The sequence below is a fragment of the Halopseudomonas formosensis genome, assembly GCF_900115905.1.
GTDB lineage: Bacteria > Pseudomonadota > Gammaproteobacteria > Pseudomonadales > Pseudomonadaceae > Halopseudomonas > Halopseudomonas formosensis.
The window spans coordinates 44,962-60,592 of the sequence record NZ_FOYD01000003.1; the positions used below are offsets into that span (position 1 = coordinate 44,962).

Annotated in this window: 15 protein-coding genes; 8 read left to right on the top strand and 7 right to left on the bottom strand. The window is 64.6% G+C overall.

From position 1 onward, the window contains the following. Positions 1-5 precede the first annotated feature (5 nt). The 3 genes from BM046_RS05525 (at position 6) to BM046_RS05535 (ending at position 2,551) form a co-directional block, all read left to right on the top strand. A complete protein-coding gene (locus tag BM046_RS05525) occupies positions 6-662 on the top strand; it encodes a response regulator transcription factor (protein ID WP_090537834.1) in 657 nt (218 codons plus the stop codon). A 129-nt stretch (positions 663-791) separates the two neighbouring features. Next, positions 792-1,145: a Spy/CpxP family protein refolding chaperone gene (locus BM046_RS05530; protein ID WP_090537836.1), complete on the top strand. Its 354-nt coding sequence runs from the start codon at positions 792-794 to the stop codon at positions 1,143-1,145. Positions 1,146-1,165: 20 nt separating this feature from the next. Further along, positions 1,166-2,551, top strand: coding sequence for a HAMP domain-containing sensor histidine kinase (locus tag BM046_RS05535; RefSeq protein WP_090537838.1), 1,386 nt, complete (start codon positions 1,166-1,168; stop codon positions 2,549-2,551). Here the strand turns inward: BM046_RS05535 and BM046_RS05540 are convergent. Then, entirely contained in the window at positions 2,476-3,039 is a 564-nt protein-coding gene (locus BM046_RS05540) for a nitroreductase family protein (RefSeq protein WP_090537841.1), read from the bottom strand. The two genes, BM046_RS05535 and BM046_RS05540, sit on opposite strands and share 76 nt — an antisense overlap. 106 nt (positions 3,040-3,145) lie before the next feature. Here BM046_RS05540 and BM046_RS05545 point away from each other — a divergent pair, with 106 nt between their 5' ends. The 3 genes from BM046_RS05545 to BM046_RS05555 all read left to right on the top strand — a co-directional run bounded on the left by BM046_RS05545 (position 3,146) and on the right by BM046_RS05555 (position 7,309). Continuing rightward, the gene (locus tag BM046_RS05545; RefSeq protein ID WP_090537843.1) at positions 3,146-3,481 is read left to right on the top strand and encodes an Mpo1-like protein; all 336 of its coding nucleotides are present in this window, start codon (positions 3,146-3,148) and stop codon (positions 3,479-3,481) included. A gap of 133 nt (positions 3,482-3,614) precedes the next feature. Next, on the top strand, positions 3,615-4,994 hold the full coding sequence (locus BM046_RS05550) for an adenylate/guanylate cyclase domain-containing protein (RefSeq protein WP_090537845.1): 1,380 nt from the start codon (positions 3,615-3,617) through the stop codon (positions 4,992-4,994). A gap of 125 nt (positions 4,995-5,119) precedes the next feature. Then, on the top strand, positions 5,120-7,309 hold the full coding sequence (locus BM046_RS05555) for a patatin-like phospholipase family protein (RefSeq protein ID WP_090537847.1): 2,190 nt from the start codon (positions 5,120-5,122) through the stop codon (positions 7,307-7,309). A gap of 12 nt (positions 7,310-7,321) precedes the next feature. Here BM046_RS05555 and recQ read toward each other — a convergent pair whose 3' ends face one another. Continuing rightward, complete coding sequence (recQ, locus tag BM046_RS05560) at positions 7,322-9,454, bottom strand: DNA helicase RecQ (protein ID WP_090537849.1); 2,133 nt, start codon at positions 9,452-9,454, stop codon at positions 7,322-7,324. A 170-nt stretch (positions 9,455-9,624) separates the two neighbouring features. On the opposite strand from recQ, the gene BM046_RS05565 reads away from it, so the two are divergent. Continuing rightward, positions 9,625-10,215 carry a UPF0149 family protein gene (locus tag BM046_RS05565; RefSeq protein WP_090537851.1) on the top strand — a complete coding sequence of 197 codons (591 nt, stop codon included), beginning with the start codon at positions 9,625-9,627 and terminating at the stop codon, positions 10,213-10,215. A gap of 33 nt (positions 10,216-10,248) precedes the next feature. On the opposite strand, the gene BM046_RS05570 is transcribed toward BM046_RS05565, so the two are convergent. The 4 genes from BM046_RS05570 to BM046_RS05585 form a co-directional block, all read right to left on the bottom strand. Beyond that, a complete protein-coding gene (locus tag BM046_RS05570) occupies positions 10,249-10,869 on the bottom strand; it encodes a DsbA family protein (RefSeq protein ID WP_090537853.1) in 621 nt (206 codons plus the stop codon). A 15-nt stretch (positions 10,870-10,884) separates the two neighbouring features. Further along, on the bottom strand, positions 10,885-11,826 hold the full coding sequence (gene trhO, locus BM046_RS05575) for an oxygen-dependent tRNA uridine(34) hydroxylase TrhO (protein WP_090537855.1): 942 nt from the start codon (positions 11,824-11,826) through the stop codon (positions 10,885-10,887). 118 nt (positions 11,827-11,944) lie between these two features. Next, positions 11,945-12,259 carry a BolA family protein gene (locus BM046_RS05580; protein ID WP_090537857.1) on the bottom strand — a complete coding sequence of 105 codons (315 nt, stop codon included), beginning with the start codon at positions 12,257-12,259 and terminating at the stop codon, positions 11,945-11,947. A 49-nt stretch (positions 12,260-12,308) separates the two neighbouring features. After that, positions 12,309-12,821 (bottom strand): DUF2059 domain-containing protein, encoded by a 513-nt coding sequence (locus BM046_RS05585; RefSeq protein ID WP_177197797.1) that lies wholly within the window; start codon positions 12,819-12,821, stop codon positions 12,309-12,311. 76 nt (positions 12,822-12,897) lie between these two features. Between BM046_RS05585 and fumC the strand changes: the two genes are divergently transcribed. After that, positions 12,898-14,301, top strand: coding sequence for a class II fumarate hydratase (gene fumC, locus BM046_RS05590; RefSeq protein ID WP_090538412.1), 1,404 nt, complete (start codon positions 12,898-12,900; stop codon positions 14,299-14,301). Here the strand turns inward: fumC and BM046_RS05595 are convergent. Next, the gene (locus tag BM046_RS05595) at positions 14,291-15,253 is read right to left on the bottom strand and encodes a DMT family transporter (protein WP_090537861.1); all 963 of its coding nucleotides are present in this window, start codon (positions 15,251-15,253) and stop codon (positions 14,291-14,293) included. The genes fumC and BM046_RS05595 overlap by 11 nt on opposite strands. Positions 15,254-15,631: the final 378 nt, after the last annotated feature.

Consider the following 15,631-nt stretch of genomic DNA (forward strand, 5'->3'; position numbering starts at 1 on the left):
TCCTGATGATCGACGACGACCGGGAACTCTGCGATCTGCTGGGTTCCTGGCTCGAGGCGGAGGGTTTCAGCCTGACCGCCGTGCATGACGGTGCCGAGGGCCTGGAGGCCGCGCTCAACGGTGACTACGGTGCCATAGTGCTGGACATGATGTTGCCCGGCATGAATGGCCTCGAGGTGCTGCGCGCACTGCGCCAGAGCTGCAACACGCCGCTGCTGATGCTCAGCGCCCGGGGCGAGCCGGTGGACCGCATCCTCGGTCTGGAGCTGGGCGCCGACGACTATCTGGCCAAGCCCGCCGACCCGAGGGAACTGGTGGCGCGGTTGCGAGCACTGCTGCGCCGCTCCGCCGCAGGAAGCGATGCGCCGGTACTGGAAGTCGGCGATCTGCGCATGGACACCGCCAGCCTGATGTGCTGGCAGGATGACGAGCTGCTGCCCCTGACCCAGACCGAGGCTCTGATCCTCAGGACCCTGCTGGAGCACGCCGGCCAGCTGGTTGATCGCCAGTCCCTGTCCCGGCAGGCACTGGGCAAGCCGCTGGGCCCCTATGATCGCAGCCTGGACATGCATATCAGCAATCTGCGACGCAAGCTCGGCAGTTTTGCCGACGGGCGCAACCGCATACAGTCGATCCGCGGGCGCGGCTATCTGTATGGCTGATGCCGTTTCCGGACGCCACGGCAATGACTTTACACAGCCTTTACCCAACGCTGGCGCTGGCTGACACTGGCATCCCTAGACTGTCAATCACTGGCCGGATTCCCCGGTCGTCATAACGGGAGCAAGTCCATGAAACCTATTCTGATTGCCGGTCTCTTCACCCTGACTACCGCCCTGGCCACCAGCACACTGGCCGCCACCGAGGTACCGGGCAAGCATCACCAGCGCCATATGGAGCGCATGGCAAGCGAACTGCAGCTGACCGAACAGCAGCAGGAACAATTGCGCGACATCCACCAGCAGCAGCGCGAACAGATGCGCACCCTGCGCGAACAGCGCCAGGAGCAGGTCAACGCGGTGCTGACCGAGGAGCAGCGCAGCAAACTGCAGGAAATGCGCGAGCAGCGCCGCGAAGAGATGCACAAGCACATGCAGGAGCGTCGCCAGGGCCGTGGCGCCGAGCGCGACGCCGACACTAACTGACACCGGGAGTAACCCCGCCCATGCGGCTGTTCTGGAAGGTCTTCGCCGTTCTCTGGTTGGCCACCCTGCTGGTGGGTGGTTCGGGCTTCCTGATCAGCCGCGCCCTGCAGCAGGACTGGCTCCTGCTGCAGTTCCATCCGCAGCTGCGCGATTTCAGCTCGCAGCTGGTTGGCGTCTATGAGGAGCAGGGGCCAGCTGCCGCGCAGCAGTGGCTGGAGCAGCAGCTGCAGCAGTACCGTCTGCGCGCCGAGCTGTTCAATGACCAGGGCCAGCGACTGCTGCAGGGCACCCTGCCCACCCTGCCCCGGCGCGAGGCCAGCGACGAAGCCTCCCCCCCGCGACCGCGCTATGGCCGCCTGTTCCAGCTGGCCTGGGATTCCGATCAGGCGTCCTACCAGTTGCTGTTGCACATACCCGGCCCCGAACTCTTCCGCTGGCAGCGCACGCCCTTTGCCATGCTGACCAATATCACCATCGCCATGCTGGTGCTGGCCGCACTGAGTCTGCTGCTCAGCCGCTACCTGACGGCTCCCCTGCGCCAGCTCGGCGCCGCCGCCGAGGATCTGGCCGAGGGCCGCTTCGATGCCACTGCCCTGGCCCGGACCGGGCGCCGCCGGGACGAGATAGGCCAGCTGTCGCGCCAGTTCCAGAACATGGCAGACAGGGTGCAGAGCCTGCTCAACAGTCAGACCCAGCTGATGCGAGACATTTCCCATGAGCTACGCTCGCCGCTGGCGCGGCTGCGTATCGGACTGGCGCTGGGACAGAAGCAGGGGCTGAGCGCGGACAATCCTCTCTGGGAGCGCCTGGACCGCGAATGCAGCCGCCTTGACAGTCTGATCGGGGATATTCTGACCCTCAGCCGGCTGGATGCGCGGGACATCCCGCCCGCCCCCTTCGAACTGGACAGTCTGGTTGCCAACACCCTTGAGGATGCCCGTTTCGTTGCCGGTGATCGGCAGCTCAGACTGGAAGGTGCCACCGGCGGCACCCTGTACGGCTGGTCGGACCAGCTGGCCAGCGCCGTGGACAATCTGCTGCGCAATGCCCTGCGTTTTTCCCCGGCAGGAGGAGAAGTGATGGTCAGGCTGGAGGCCACTGGCCGTGATTATCAGGTGGAAATCAGCGATCAGGGTCCCGGGGTTCCCGAGGAGTGGCTGTCGCGCCTCGGTGAGCCCTTCGCCCGGGTACCCGGCCAGCCCGCCGACTCAGGCCATGGCCTGGGGCTGGCCATCGCCCGGCGGGCGGTGGCCAGACACGGCGGCACGCTGGATTTCAGTCTGACCGATACAGGCGGCCTGCGCGCCCGCATCAGCCTGCCCCGCCATGCTCAGTTGTCGGGCCAGCGCTGGAAGAAGTCCCGCGAATCGAGCACCGGCACCGGCTTGGGCTCCCCAAGAGGCTGACCGACATAGAGGAAGGCAACGATGCTTTCCTCGGCGCTGAGCCCCAGACCCTCACGTATCACCGGATCCCGGGCCGGATCACCCGTGCGCCACACCGCCCCCAATCCCAGCGCATGGGCTGCCAGCAGCATGTTGCCCACCGCCACGGCACAGGACATTTCCTGCTCCTGAGCCGGCACCTTGGGGTGTACCTTGGGACTGCAGATGGCAACAATGATCATCGGCGCGCGCAGGGGCAGCTTGCGTGCACGTTGCACTTCCTCGGCCGAGGGGTCTCCACAGCGAGCCAGCGCCGCTGCATGGAAGAGTTCGCCCAGCCGCTCCAGATCCGCCCCCTCCAGCACCAGAAAACGCCAGGGCCGCAGCCAGGCATGATCCGGTGCACGCAGGGCGGCGCGGAACATGGCCTCCTGTTGCTCCGCGGTCGGTGCCGGACCGGTCAGCCTTGGCATGGAAACACGGTTGTGCAAAGCACTCAATGCATTCATTATCAGACCAACTCCAGAAACATGAGTTGGGGATCATAGCAAACCCCCGGCAACGACCGGCGGGCAGGATCCAGTAACAAACCCATAACAACAAAGGAGAACATCCATGTCCGATACCAGCATCCAGCAGCCCGCCGCCAGCCGCGAGTTCCGCTCCTTTGCCGAGTTCTATCCGTTCTACCTCAGCGAACACAGCAATGATGTGAGCCGCCGCCTGCACTACGTCGGCAGCCTGCTGGTCCTGACGATACTGGCCTGGGCCCTCATCAGCGCCAACTTCTGGCTGCTGCTGGCACTGCCCGTGGCCGGCTACGGGTTTGCCTGGGTAGGCCACTTCTTCTTCGAGAAGAACCGTCCGGCGACCTTCAAGTACCCGCTGTACAGCTTCATGGGTGACTGGGTCATGCTGCGCGACGCGCTGACCGGGCGTATCCGCTTCTGATGCGCCCCCTGCAGCACGGGGCGGTACTTTTCCCGGTGATACATGCGTACTATGATCGGTCCGGCGTCCGGTCCGATCAGGGCATGCCCCAGAGATCAGGCCGGCAAACGCCAAGGCCAGGGAACGACTGATCATGAATCTGGATACTCGAACGCAACCGGTTCGCCCACCGCTGGAGGGCTACTACTCCCGGGTCATGGCCTATCTGTGCGTGGCCCTGGTATTTGCCGCGCTGGCCCGGGAGCAGGGACTGACCCCGATAACCGGTGGCGCGGTCCTCTACGCCCTGATCTACCCCCATCTCATGCGCCTGATCGCCCGCTGGCGCAACAAGGGGCAGCGCAGCCAGTTCAATCTGGTGCTGCTCGCGCTGGATGCCGTGCACACCGGGGTGTTCATCACCCTGTGCCAGTTCAGCATGGTCCCCAGTCTGGTGTTCCTGCTGCTGATCAGCTTCACCGCCATCATCATCGGCGGGCCGCTGTATCTGTTTTCCGCCCTTCTGCTGGCACTGACCGGTACCATGCTGTCCGCCGCGCTGCTGACGCCGGAGCCGCAGTTTGCCAGCAGCCCGCTGCTGGCGTTCTGCAGCCTGGCGGGAGGCGGGATCTTCACCGTGGTGATGGCCATGTTCATCTATCGTCAGGGCCGCCATCTGGAACAGGCGCAGGAGGTGATCAGCGCTGAACAGGAAAAGGCGGCCACCCTGGCCAGCAATCTGGCCAAGTATCTGTCACCCCAGGTCTGGGAATCCATCTTCTCCGGCAACCAGAAGGTCACCCTGGAAACCCGACGCAAGAAACTCACGGTGTTCTTCTCCGACATCCGCGGCTTCACCGAGCTGGCCGAAGAGATGGAAGCCGAAGCACTGACCGACCTGCTCAACAACTATCTGAACGAGATGTCCCGCATCGCCCTGCAATACGGCGGCACCATCGACAAGTTCATCGGTGACAGCATGATGGTGTTCTTCGGCGACCCGGTCAGCCGCGGCGCCAAGCAGGACGCCGAAGCGGCCGTATCCATGGCCATCGCCATGCGCAAGCACATGAAGGTGCTGCGCCAGCAATGGCGCAGCCAGGGCATCACCAAGCCGCTGGAGATCCGTATGGGTCTGAGCACCGGCTACTGTACCGTCGGCAACTTCGGCGCCGACATGCGCATGGACTACACCATCATCGGCCGCGAGGTGAACCTGGCCAGCCGCCTGGAAAGCGCCGCCGAGGCCGGGGAGATTCTGATCTCCCACGAAACCTGGTCGCTGACCAAGGATCTGGTCATGTGCCGGGACAAGGGCCAGCTGAACGTCAAGGGCTTCAGCCGGCCGTTGCAGATCTATCAGGTGGTCGGTCTGCGCCGGGATCTGGGGGCCGCCCCCACCTTCGTCGAGCACGAGCTGCCGGGATTCTCCATGTACCTGGACACCAACGGCATTCGCAACTACGACAAGGACGAGATCGTCAAGGCCCTGGAGCTGGCCGCGCGCAAGCTGCGCGACAAGGTCATCATCTGAGCACTCGCCGGCGGGTGCCGGCGCTGAAACAACTCCCCCCGGGCCGGCGGGTGCACCCCGGGTCTCCTGCCCCGTATACTATGGCGCAATCCGTTCGCCCCCTTTGTCACTCTTCAGGCCGTACCATGTTCAGATCCGCGCTCATTCTGTTGCTCCTGCTGTTGTGCCTGCCGAGTCTGGCCGATACCACCACCGCCAGCGAACCCCGCACCGGCCTGGTACTGTCCGGCGGAGGCGCCCGCGGCCTGGCCCATATCGGCGTGCTCAAGCAGATCGAGAAGATGGACATCCAGATTCACGCCATCGCCGGCACCAGCATGGGCGCGGTGATCGGCGGTCTGTACGCCGCCGGCTACAGCGCCGAGGAACTGGAACGCATCGCCCTGGAAATGGACTGGCCGGCGGCCCTGAGCGACTCACCCCAGCGCGAGGACATTCCCTACCGCCGCAAGCAGGACGACCGGGACTTCCTGGTCAAGCAGCGGCTGTCCTTCAAAGACGGCAAGCTGAGTTTCCCGCTGGGCCTGCTGCAGGGCCAGAACCTGGGCCTGGTTCTGGAGAGCCTGCTGGTCCATACCAACGACATAGACGACTTCGACCGGCTGCCCATTCCCTTCCGCGCCGTGGCCACCGACATTGCCACCGGCGACGCCGTGGTGTTTGATCGAGGCCACCTTCCCCAGGCCATTCGGGCCAGCATCGCCCTGCCCGGCTTTTTTGCCCCGGTGACCGTCGACGGGCGCATGCTGGTAGACGGCGTGCTGTCGAAGAACCTGCCGGTGGACGTGGCCCGCGAGATGGGCGTGGACCGGGTGATAGTGGTGGACATCGCCACTCCGCTGAAGCCGGCGGAGCAGATGACCACCATTCTCGACGTTATGGACCAGACCACCACCCTGCTGACCCGACACAACACCCAGGAGCAGCTGGCCACACTGACCGGTACGGACATGCTGCTGCAGCCGGAACTGGGCGACATCGCCTTCAGCAGCTTTGCCGAGGCGGAGGAGGCCATAGCTGCCGGGGAACAGAGCCTGCTGCAATCGCCCCTGCTGCACGCCTATTCCTCACCCCGGGATGACCGCACCGGGGGCAACCTGGCCCGTGCCCGCCCCCACCGCCAGCCGATCATCCATGACATCCGGGTGATCAACAGCGGCAAGGTCGCCGACGAGGTAGTACGCAGCATGGTGCGCCAGCAGCTGGGTGAGCCGCTGAACCCCGACCACCTGGCCAAGGACATGGGCACCATCTACGGCACCGACTACTTCAGTCAGGTCAATTACGAGATAGTGCATGAGGGCGAGCGCAATACCCTGCTGATCCGCACCCATGGCCGCCAGACCGGCACCGACTACCTGCGCCTGGGGCTGAACCTGTCCGACGATTTCGAGGGAGGCAGCCGCTTCACCATAGGCGCCAGCTTCCGGGTCAATGGCGTCAACCCGCTGGGCGCCGAGTGGCTGACCCGACTGCAGCTGGGTGAGCACCAGCAGCTGTACAGCGAGTTCTACCAGCCGCTGGACTACGGCTCGCGCTACTTCATCGCACCCTTCATCGACGCCGAAGCACGCAATGTGGAAGTGATCTTGGACAACGACCCGGTGGCCGATTATCGCCAGCAGCGCTACGGTGCGGGGATCAACGTGGGTCGGCAGATAGCCAATAATGGTGAGGTGCGCTTCGGCATCTCCCGCTACGACGGCGAGGCGGAGATCCGGGTGGGCGATCAGGATCAGCCGACCCTGAAATTCAACGAGGCCTTCTACACCCTGCAGGTCGATCGCGATACCCTGGACAACGTCAACTTCCCCCGCTCCGGTGATTCGGCACGCTTGATGTGGCGACAGTCGGAGCCCAGCCTGGGTGCCGATGAGCGCTACCAGCAGGTCGAGCTGCGCGCCAGCCGGGCCTTCGCCAGCGGTCCGCACAGCTTGCAACTGGGCGCCTCCATCGGGCGTACCGATGATGATGTGGACGTTGCGCAGAGCAGCTTCCTGCTCGGCGGGCTGGGCAAGTTCTCCGGGTTCCGGGAGAACGCCCTGGCCGGCCAGAATTACAATCTGGCGCGGGCCGTGTACTACCGCCGACTCAACCCCAGCAGCATGCCGCTGACCCTTCCCATGTATCTGGGGGGCACCCTGGAGTACGGACGTATCTACAACCGCGGAGCCAACGAGCTGGATACCGGCTACATGGGCGCCGCCAGCCTGCTGCTGGGCATGGACACCTTTCTCGGGCCACTGTTTCTGGGCATCGGTGCCAACGAGGAAGGCGAGCGGGCGCTGTACATGAACCTGGGGCAGACCTTCTGAGTCCGCCCCGGCTCAGCCGCTGATCTCCAGTACCAGAGCCGCCCGGATGCAGTGCAGCACGCCCTCCTCCACCGGCTCATCCAGTTCCCGGGCCACGGCGCGCACCCCCGGAAGGTCGTCCTCGGCCTCGTTCAGGAACAGATCCTGGATTCGCTCCAGCTGCCCCGGCGGCAGGTCCACGGCATGGTGCAGCTCCAGCTGGCCGGTACTGATGGCCTGGGCCAGCTTCAGATAGACCTGTTTTATCGGCATGCCGGTCTGCGCGGCAATCTGCGCCGGCTCCATGCCGGCCAGCGCCAGGGCCTGAACCTCCTGGGCCTGGTGCACCGGCGGGACAGCATCCCCGCCCTCGCCATAGGCCAGCAGCACCTGCAGGAAGTCCGCACCGTAGCGCTCCAGCTTGTGCGCACCGATACCGCTGACCTGGGCCATGTCCTGCATGGTGGTGGGACGCAGACGCAGCATGTCGACCAGGGTGGAGTCGGCGAATACCACATAGGGCGGAACGCCATGGGCCTCGGCCAGGCGCTTGCGCAGCGCCCGCAGCTGCTCCCAGAGGGCACGATCGGCCTCGGCAATCACCGGCTTGTCGCCTCCGCGGGCCGGCAGCGGTGCGGTTCTGGCGATATCCCGGCGCAGGGCCAGGGTCTGCTCGCCACGCAGCAGCGGACGGCAGCTCTCAGAGAGTCTGAGGCTGCCGAAGCCGTCGAGATCGATCTCAACCAGCCCGCGGGCGATCAACTGACGGAATACCGAACGCCACTCCTGCTCGCTCAGCTGCTTGCCGATCCCGTAGGTGGACAGGTGCTGGTGTCCAGCGCTGCGGATCTTCTCGTTATCCCGTCCCAGCAGTATGTCCACCAGATGCCCCACCCCATAGCGCTGTCCGCTGCGGTAGATGGCGGACAGGGCCATGCGGGCTGCCTCGCTGCCGTCCCAGGTGTCCGCCGGTTCCAGGCAGTTGTCACAGTGCCCGCAGGGCTCTTCCAGGGTTTCACCGAAATAGCCCAGCAGCGACTGCCGCCGGCAGCCGGTAAGCTCACACAACGCCAGCATGGCGTCGAGCTTGTGCCGCTCGATGCGCTTGTGTCGCTCGTCGCCCTCGGAGCTGGCCATGATCTGGTTGAGCAGCAGCACGTCCTGCAGCCCGTAGGCCATCCAGGCATCGGCCGGCAGCCCGTCACGTCCGGCACGACCGGTTTCCTGATAATAGGCCTCGATGCTCTTGGGCAGATCCAGATGCGCCACGAAACGCACGTTGGACTTGTCGATACCCATGCCGAAGGCGATGGTCGCCACCATGATCAGCCCCTCCTCGTTGAGGAAGCGCCGCTGGTGGGTGGCCCTCAGCTCCGGCGGCAGCCCCGCGTGATAGGGCAAGGCCGGCCAGCCCTGCTCGCTCAGCCACTGGGCGGTGTCCTCCACCTTCTTGCGCGACAGGCAGTAGACGATACCGGCATTGCCGCGCTGGTCCCTGAGAAAGGCCAGCAGCTGCTGGCGCGGGCGGTCCTTGGGCACGATGCGGTAGAAGATGTTGGGCCGGTCAAAGCCGGAGATGAAGCGTCTGGCATGCTCCAGGCGAAGTCGCTGGGCAATCTCCTCCCGGGTACGCTCATCGGCCGTGGCGGTCAGCGCCATGCGCGGCACGCCGGGGAACAGCTCGGCCAGTTGCCCCAGCTGCAGATACTCGGGGCGGAAGTCATGCCCCCACTGGGATACGCAATGGGCCTCGTCGATGGCGAACAGGGCAATGTCCAGACTCTGCAGGAACTGCAGGGTGCGGGGCTTGAGCAGGCGCTCCGGGGCCAGATACAGAAAGTCCATGTCACCCCGACGCAGGCGCTCGGCGATATCCCGCCGACTCTGCTCGTCCAGGGTCGAGTTCAGCGCCGCCGCCCGCAGCCCCAGCTCGTTGAGGGTGGCCACCTGATCGTCCATCAGAGCGATCAGCGGCGACACCACCACCGTCAGCCCGGGGCGCAGCAGGCCGGGGATCTGGTAGCACAGGGACTTGCCACCGCCGGTGGGCATCAGTACCAGGGCATCACCGCCGCAGGCAACCTGATCGATGATATCGGCCTGCTGTCCGCGAAACTCGCCATAACCGAAAATATCCCGCAGTTTCTGTAAGGCTTGCTCGCGCATGGTTCTCCTTGCATGATTGCACTCGGGCAGCCGGTTGAGACCGGCATGAAAGGGGCGAGTATATCAGCCCAGGCGGGGTTCGCCCGGACACACTGCCGGTTTGCCAATGCTTTGGCAAAACGCCCGGCAGATGCGTACAATGCGACCCATTATCCATGATGAGGTGTGCCATGTCCTTTGCCGACCAACTCGAGCGCCTGCAGCAGTTCCTTGATGCCGACGACCTGCACGATGAAGCTCTCGATTATCTAGCCGGGCATGGCTACCTGACCGCCCTGTCCATCGCCCCGGTTGAAGTGCCGGAACAGGAATGGATGTTCGAGCTGTTCGCCGAGGAGCCCCGCTACGTTGACGAGGCCCAGAAGGCCGATATCGAGTCCGCCCTGCGCGAGCTCAAGGCGCAGATCGCCCGGACCCTGGCCAGTGACGAGGATCTGGAGCCGCCGTGTGAACTCACCCTGGGTGACGAGCCGGACCTGTCGGATCTGCGCAGCTGGTGCGTGGGCTTTCTGGAAGGGGTATTCCTGCGCGAGGAAGACTGGTTCCGTCAGGACGAGGAAACCGTCAGCGAACTGCTGCTGCCGATCATGGTCGGCTCCGGCCTGTTCGAGGATCAGCCCGAGTTCGCCGAGATCGCCCAGGACGAGGAAATGGTACAGGACATGCTGGACCACATCCCCGACGTGCTGACCCAGCTCTACCTGCTGTTCCAGGCCCCCGAAGAGAAAGGCCGCCCGGCCCTGCTCGACCCGCGCCACTGAGTCCGAGAAGCCCCCGCCCTGGCGGGGTTTTTCTCAGCCCGCCTCCACCCAGCGCTGCAGCAGCGGCAGTATCCGCGCCGCCGGCTGATAGCCGTTGGCGAGCAGTGCCAGCATGCCGTTGCGCTGGGCCAGCAGCGTGGGGAAACCACTGATCCCCAGATCCGCCACCCAGTTGAAATCCGCTGCGGTTGCCGTCACCGCCTGTTCGGCGATGAAGGCCCTGTGAAAGCGCTGCCGGTTGTAGCCCACCTGCTCGGCCAGCTCGATGAGGATCTGGCACTGCGTCACATCCCGGGCCTGGGTGTAGAAGGCAGCCTGAATGGCCCTGGCCAGCGGCCAGACGCACTGTGGATCCAGCTCCCGGGCCACCACCAGCGCACGGCAGGCCGGCTCGGTGTTGTAGATGAAACCGTCCGGCAGGGCATCGGGCGTCAAAAGCGGCTGACCGCTGCTCCGGCCTACCGCCTGCCAGTGCTCGCCGAGCGTGCGACGGGTGGCTTCGGACAGCGGATCGGTGACGCCGGGGCGCAGCCCGCCGACCACCAGATGCAACGGCAACTGTGGGTGAGCTGCCTGCAGCGCATCGATCACCGGGGCGAAGCCCCAGCACCAGGAACACATGGGATCCATTATGTAGATCAGGCGCTGGGACATGCGCTGCTCTCCGGCCTAACGGGCGTTGGGGCTGGCCAGTTCCGGTGCCAGGCCTATGGGATGAGGCTGATTGCGCCGCTTGGCCAGCTCGATCTGCCGCTGACGCTCCTGCGCCCGGCGCCGGGTCTTCTCCGGCAGGCTGTCATAGCAATGCGGGCAACTGACGCCCTGCTCGTACTGCGGGGAAACCATGTCCTCGGCTGATACCGGATGCCGGCAGGCATGGCACTGGTCGAAGGTGCCCGGCGCCAGGTCATGGCGGACGGTGACCCGGTTGTCGAACACGAAGCACTCGCCTCGCCACTTGCTCTGCTCGGCGGGCACTTCCTCCAGATACTTGAGAATGCCGCCCCTGAGGTGGTAGACCTCCTCGAATCCTTCCTTGAGCATGAAGCTGGACGCCTTCTCGCAGCGGATGCCGCCGGTGCAGAACATGGCGACCTTCTTGTGCTTCTGCGGATCGAACTGCTGACGCACGTACTCGGGGAATTCCCTGAAGGTCCTGGTCTGCGGATCAATAGCCCCTTCAAAGGTGCCTATGGACACCTCATAGTCGTTGCGGGTGTCGATCAGCAGCACCTCAGGATCACTGATCAGGTCATTCCAGTCCCTGGGCTCGACATAGGTACCCACCCGCTCGTTGGGGCTGATACCGGGAATGCCCATGGTGACGATTTCCTTCTTCAGCTTGACCTTGGTGCGGTAGAAGGGCATCTCGTCACAGAAGGACTCCTTCCAGTCCAGATCCGCCAGACGCGGATCGCGGCGCAGCCACTCCAGCAGCGCGCTGGTACCTTCGCGGGTGCCGGCAACGGTGCCGTTGATGCCTTCCAGGGCCAGCAGCAGGGTGCCTCTGACCCCATGCTGGTTCATGGTATCGAGCAGCGGCTCGCGCAGGGATTGAAAGTCTTCCAGGGTGACGAACTTGTACAGCGCCACCACGACAATATTGGACATGCATACCTCGTTGTTCAGTAGACGCCCGCGTAAAGGGCATACCTTGAAAGAGCGCAGTGCTGCGCGGTGGCGATTCTAGCAGGAAATACCCGGCGGCGAGGTACCGCCGGGCAAACGGTCAATGGTCGGCCTTGCTGCCGCCCATGCAGGCCGGCGAGTCCGGTGCGGCGCTGCGCGCCTGCCATTCGGCCGGGCTGTAGGTGTGCAGGGCCAGGGCATGGATCTGCTGCATCAGGTCGCCAAGGGTGCGGTAAACGGCCTGGTGGCGCTTGACCGCATTGAGCCCCTCGAACTCCTGGCTGACGATCACCAGCTTGAAGTGGGATTCCGAACCCGGCGGCACGGCGTGCATGTGACTCTCGTTGAGCAGTTCCATATGCACCGGCGCCAGGCTCTGCAGCGCTCGTTCCAGGGCGGCTTGGGTAGTAGTCATGGGCAGTTCTCCGGAAAGCTGAGGCAATGCCCCGCATTGTACCCTGCATTCACCCGTCGGTCGGCCCCAGCTGGTGCAGTTCCAGCTCGCGCCCCATCTCCTCGATCAGCTGTTCCAGCTGCGGCGCCAGCACCTCCTCGACCCGCTCCCGGGCGATGGCCATGGAGCCCCGGGTCAGCTCCGGCAGGTGCTCGAGCAGCTTGCTGCCGACCTCCGACTCATAGAATCGGGCCAGTTCCTCGAACTCCTGCTCGGAAAAGACCGGCAGATACAGCTCGATCAGCTCGTCGCGGATCGCTTCCCAGGCCAGCTGCCTGTCCAGCAGCGTTCTGGCACGCTCCCGGTACTTGCGCAGCAGGGTCTCGTGCTGCATGGAGCCGCCCAGCTGGGCAAAGCGAGCGACCAGCAGCTGGTCGGTCTGCACATAGAGGGGCGCGGTCATGCTCTGGGCCCTGGCCAGCTTGAGAAAACGCTCGGCGGCTGCCCGGTGACCGGCCTCGGAGGCCAGCGCCACGGATGACATCGACAGGCAGCAGAGCAGCAACAGGCAGAGCGGGCGCATGACGAAAGGTCCAGTGAAGGTCGGGCTAACTATACTGGCAGCTTGGAACGCCATTCTCCAGTTACAGGCCAACACGATGAAGACACGTATCGAATCAGACAGCATGGGCAACATCGAAGTCCCGGCAGATCGCTACTGGGGCGCCCAGACCCAGCGCTCGCTGCAGCATTTTGCGATCGGCGAAGAGCGTATGCCGCTCCCGGTCGTGCATGCCCTGGCGCTGATCAAGAAGGCCGCCGCCCTGACCAACGGCGAGCTCGGCAATCTGGACAGTGCCCTCGTGGAACTCATCACCCGGGCCGCGGATGAGGTGTTGACCGGCCATCTCGACGAACACTTTCCCCTCGCGGTATGGCAGACCGGCAGCGGCACCCAGAGCAACATGAACGTCAACGAGGTACTGGCCAACCGTGCCAACGAACTGGCCGGCCAGCCCCTGGGGGGCAAGACGCCGGTACATCCCAATGACCACGTCAACCGTTCACAGAGTTCCAACGATACCTTCCCCAGCGCCATGCATGTAGCGGCGGTGATTCAGGTAGACCAGCAGTTGTTGCCTGCCGTCAGTGAACTGCGCGACAGCCTCGAGGCGCAGGCTCGTCGCCACGCGCAGCTGATCAAGATCGGTCGTACCCACCTGATGGACGCCACCCCGGTGACCTTCGGCCAGGAGCTGTCGGCCTTTGTCGCACAGCTGGACATGGGCATCGCCGCGCTGCGCCAGGCGCTGCCGGCGGTCTGCGCCCTGGCCCAGGGCGGTACAGCGGTGGGAACCGGCCTCAACACCCCCGCCGGTTTTGCCGAACGGCTGGCGGATAAGCTCAGGGCGCTGACCGGCCTGCCCTTCACCTCGGCGAGCAACAAGTTCGCCGCGCTCAGTGGGCATGAGCCGCTGGTCCAGCTGCATGGAGCCTGTCGTCAACTGGCGGTCACCCTGATGAAGCTGGCCAATGACCTGCGCCTGCTCGGCAGCGGCCCGCGCGCCGGACTGGCTGAAGTGCGCCTGCCGGCCAACGAGCCGGGCAGCTCGATCATGCCGGGCAAGGTCAATCCCACCCAGTGCGAGGCCCTGTCGATGATCGCCTGTCAGGTGCTGGGCAATGATGTCAGCCTGGGGGTGGCGGCCAGCCAGGGCCAGCTGCAGCTGAATGTGTACAAGCCGGTCATCATACATACCCTGCTGCAGTCCGTGCGGCTGCTGGCCGATGGTTGCCGGAGCTTCCGCGAGCACTGCGTGCAGGGGCTGCAGCCCGATGCCCAACGCATGCGTGAACACCTGGACAACAGTCTGATGCTGGTGACGGCCCTGAATCCGGTCATCGGCTACGACCGGGCGGCGGAGATCGCCAAGAAGGCCTATGCCGAGGGACTGTCCCTGCGCGAGGCAGCCCTGGCGCTGGGCTATCTGGATGCAGCCGGCTTCGATCAGGCCGTACGCCCCGAATCCATGCTCGGCAACCCGGCCCCGCTCAGCGATTGACCCCTTGCCGCAGGCGCCGGGTCCGCCACTGGTGCAGCAGGGTCGGCGCCAGGGCGATGAGCGCCGAGCCCGACACCACCAGCAGGGCCCCCAGATAGGCCAGGCTGTTGAGCAGCTCGGGCTGGATAACGGTAGGCCAGAGTGCGGAGCCCAGGCCAACCAGGGCGAAGGTGAACAATGGCGTGGTGGCCACGGTGGCGCCGACCCGGGAGGCTTCCCAGTGCACCAGTGCTTCGGCAAAGGCGCCGTAGGCCACCAGGGTGTTCAGGCAGCAGCCCAGCAGCATCCACAACTGCAGCGCGTCGAGCTGCAGGATCTGGCTGGGTGTCACCAGCGGCAGCATCAGTACCGCGCAGGCCAGATAGATCACCAGCATGATGCTGACCGACGACCAGACGGTCAGCAGCTGCTTCTGGGCCAGCCCGTACAACGCCCAGGCGAAGGCCGCCGCCAGGGTAATGAGAATGCCGAGGGTGTAGTCGGTGAGCTGGGTGAAGAGCTCCTCCAGCCGCTGATTGAAGAACAGCACGAAGCCCAGCAGCAGTATTGCCAGACCCGCCAGTTGCCCGATACCGAAGCGCTCTCCGAATACCAGCATGCTGCCGAACATCAGCATGATGGGCGCCAACTGGATCATCAGCTGCATGGTGCCGGGGGTCAGGCGATCCAGCCCCTGAACATAAAGCACATAGTTGCAGCCCAGCCCCAGCACCGCGACCGCCAGCAACCAGCGGTTTGCCGGGGACAGCGACCGCAGGGATGGCAGCTGGCCACGGACGCCGAGCCAGATCAGCAGCACCACCCCCGAGGACAGCATGCGATACCAGGAGACAGTCGCTGCATCCATGCCCTGCAGCACCTGCTTGAGCATGATCGGCAGCACGCCCCAGAGCAGCGTGGTGGTCAACGCCAACAGGAATCCGTACAACCAGCGACCGGATGTGACATGCATGGGGATTTCTCGATTCGAAGAGGAAAGGCAGCGTCCATTGTAAGGTCCGGGGCAAGGACTTAACAGCCGCGGAAGTATCAGTCGCTTCGCGACAAGCGCCTTCGGTCATGTAGCCAAATGGTCTAAAAGACGCTCGCCGGCTTCTGGAATAGTATGAAAAGCGGGCGATACTACAAATGGACGTTGTGAGGAAAACGCGCACAACGGATAGTCGGACCCATGCTCGCCCCCTGCGGATTGACTGGATTCGTCCGTACCGGGCCTGCGATCAGAACAATAAAAGGTGTGTCCATGAAATATTCCATTCAGGCGAAATTGCCGAGCGTTGCGCTGATCTTTCTGGCGACCTGGTTGCTGCTGATCCTGCCCAATATGGGC

Excerpts from the sequence above, each read along its gene's own strand:
- BM046_RS05530 (WP_090537836.1), top strand. The coding sequence starts at position 792 with ATGAAACCTATTCTGATTGCCGGTCTCTTCACCCTGACTACCGCCCTG.
- fumC (WP_090538412.1), top strand. The coding sequence starts at position 12,898 with ATGAAGACACGTATCGAATCAGACAGCATGGGCAACATCGAAGTCCCG.
- BM046_RS05525 (WP_090537834.1), top strand. The coding sequence starts at position 6 with ATGATCGACGACGACCGGGAACTCTGCGATCTGCTGGGTTCCTGGCTC.
- BM046_RS05535 (WP_090537838.1), top strand. The coding sequence starts at position 1,166 with ATGCGGCTGTTCTGGAAGGTCTTCGCCGTTCTCTGGTTGGCCACCCTG.
- BM046_RS05595 (WP_090537861.1), bottom strand. The coding sequence starts at position 15,253 with ATGCATGTCACATCCGGTCGCTGGTTGTACGGATTCCTGTTGGCGTTG.
- BM046_RS05550 (WP_090537845.1), top strand. The coding sequence starts at position 3,615 with ATGAATCTGGATACTCGAACGCAACCGGTTCGCCCACCGCTGGAGGGC.
- BM046_RS05545 (WP_090537843.1), top strand. The coding sequence starts at position 3,146 with ATGTCCGATACCAGCATCCAGCAGCCCGCCGCCAGCCGCGAGTTCCGC.
- trhO (WP_090537855.1), bottom strand. The coding sequence starts at position 11,826 with ATGTCCAATATTGTCGTGGTGGCGCTGTACAAGTTCGTCACCCTGGAA.
- BM046_RS05540 (WP_090537841.1), bottom strand. The coding sequence starts at position 3,039 with ATGAATGCATTGAGTGCTTTGCACAACCGTGTTTCCATGCCAAGGCTG.
- BM046_RS05570 (WP_090537853.1), bottom strand. The coding sequence starts at position 10,869 with ATGTCCCAGCGCCTGATCTACATAATGGATCCCATGTGTTCCTGGTGC.
- recQ (WP_090537849.1), bottom strand. The coding sequence starts at position 9,454 with ATGCGCGAGCAAGCCTTACAGAAACTGCGGGATATTTTCGGTTATGGC.
- BM046_RS05585 (WP_177197797.1), bottom strand. The coding sequence starts at position 12,821 with ATGCGCCCGCTCTGCCTGTTGCTGCTCTGCTGCCTGTCGATGTCATCC.
- BM046_RS05565 (WP_090537851.1), top strand. The coding sequence starts at position 9,625 with ATGTCCTTTGCCGACCAACTCGAGCGCCTGCAGCAGTTCCTTGATGCC.
- BM046_RS05555 (WP_090537847.1), top strand. The coding sequence starts at position 5,120 with ATGTTCAGATCCGCGCTCATTCTGTTGCTCCTGCTGTTGTGCCTGCCG.
- BM046_RS05580 (WP_090537857.1), bottom strand. The coding sequence starts at position 12,259 with ATGACTACTACCCAAGCCGCCCTGGAACGAGCGCTGCAGAGCCTGGCG.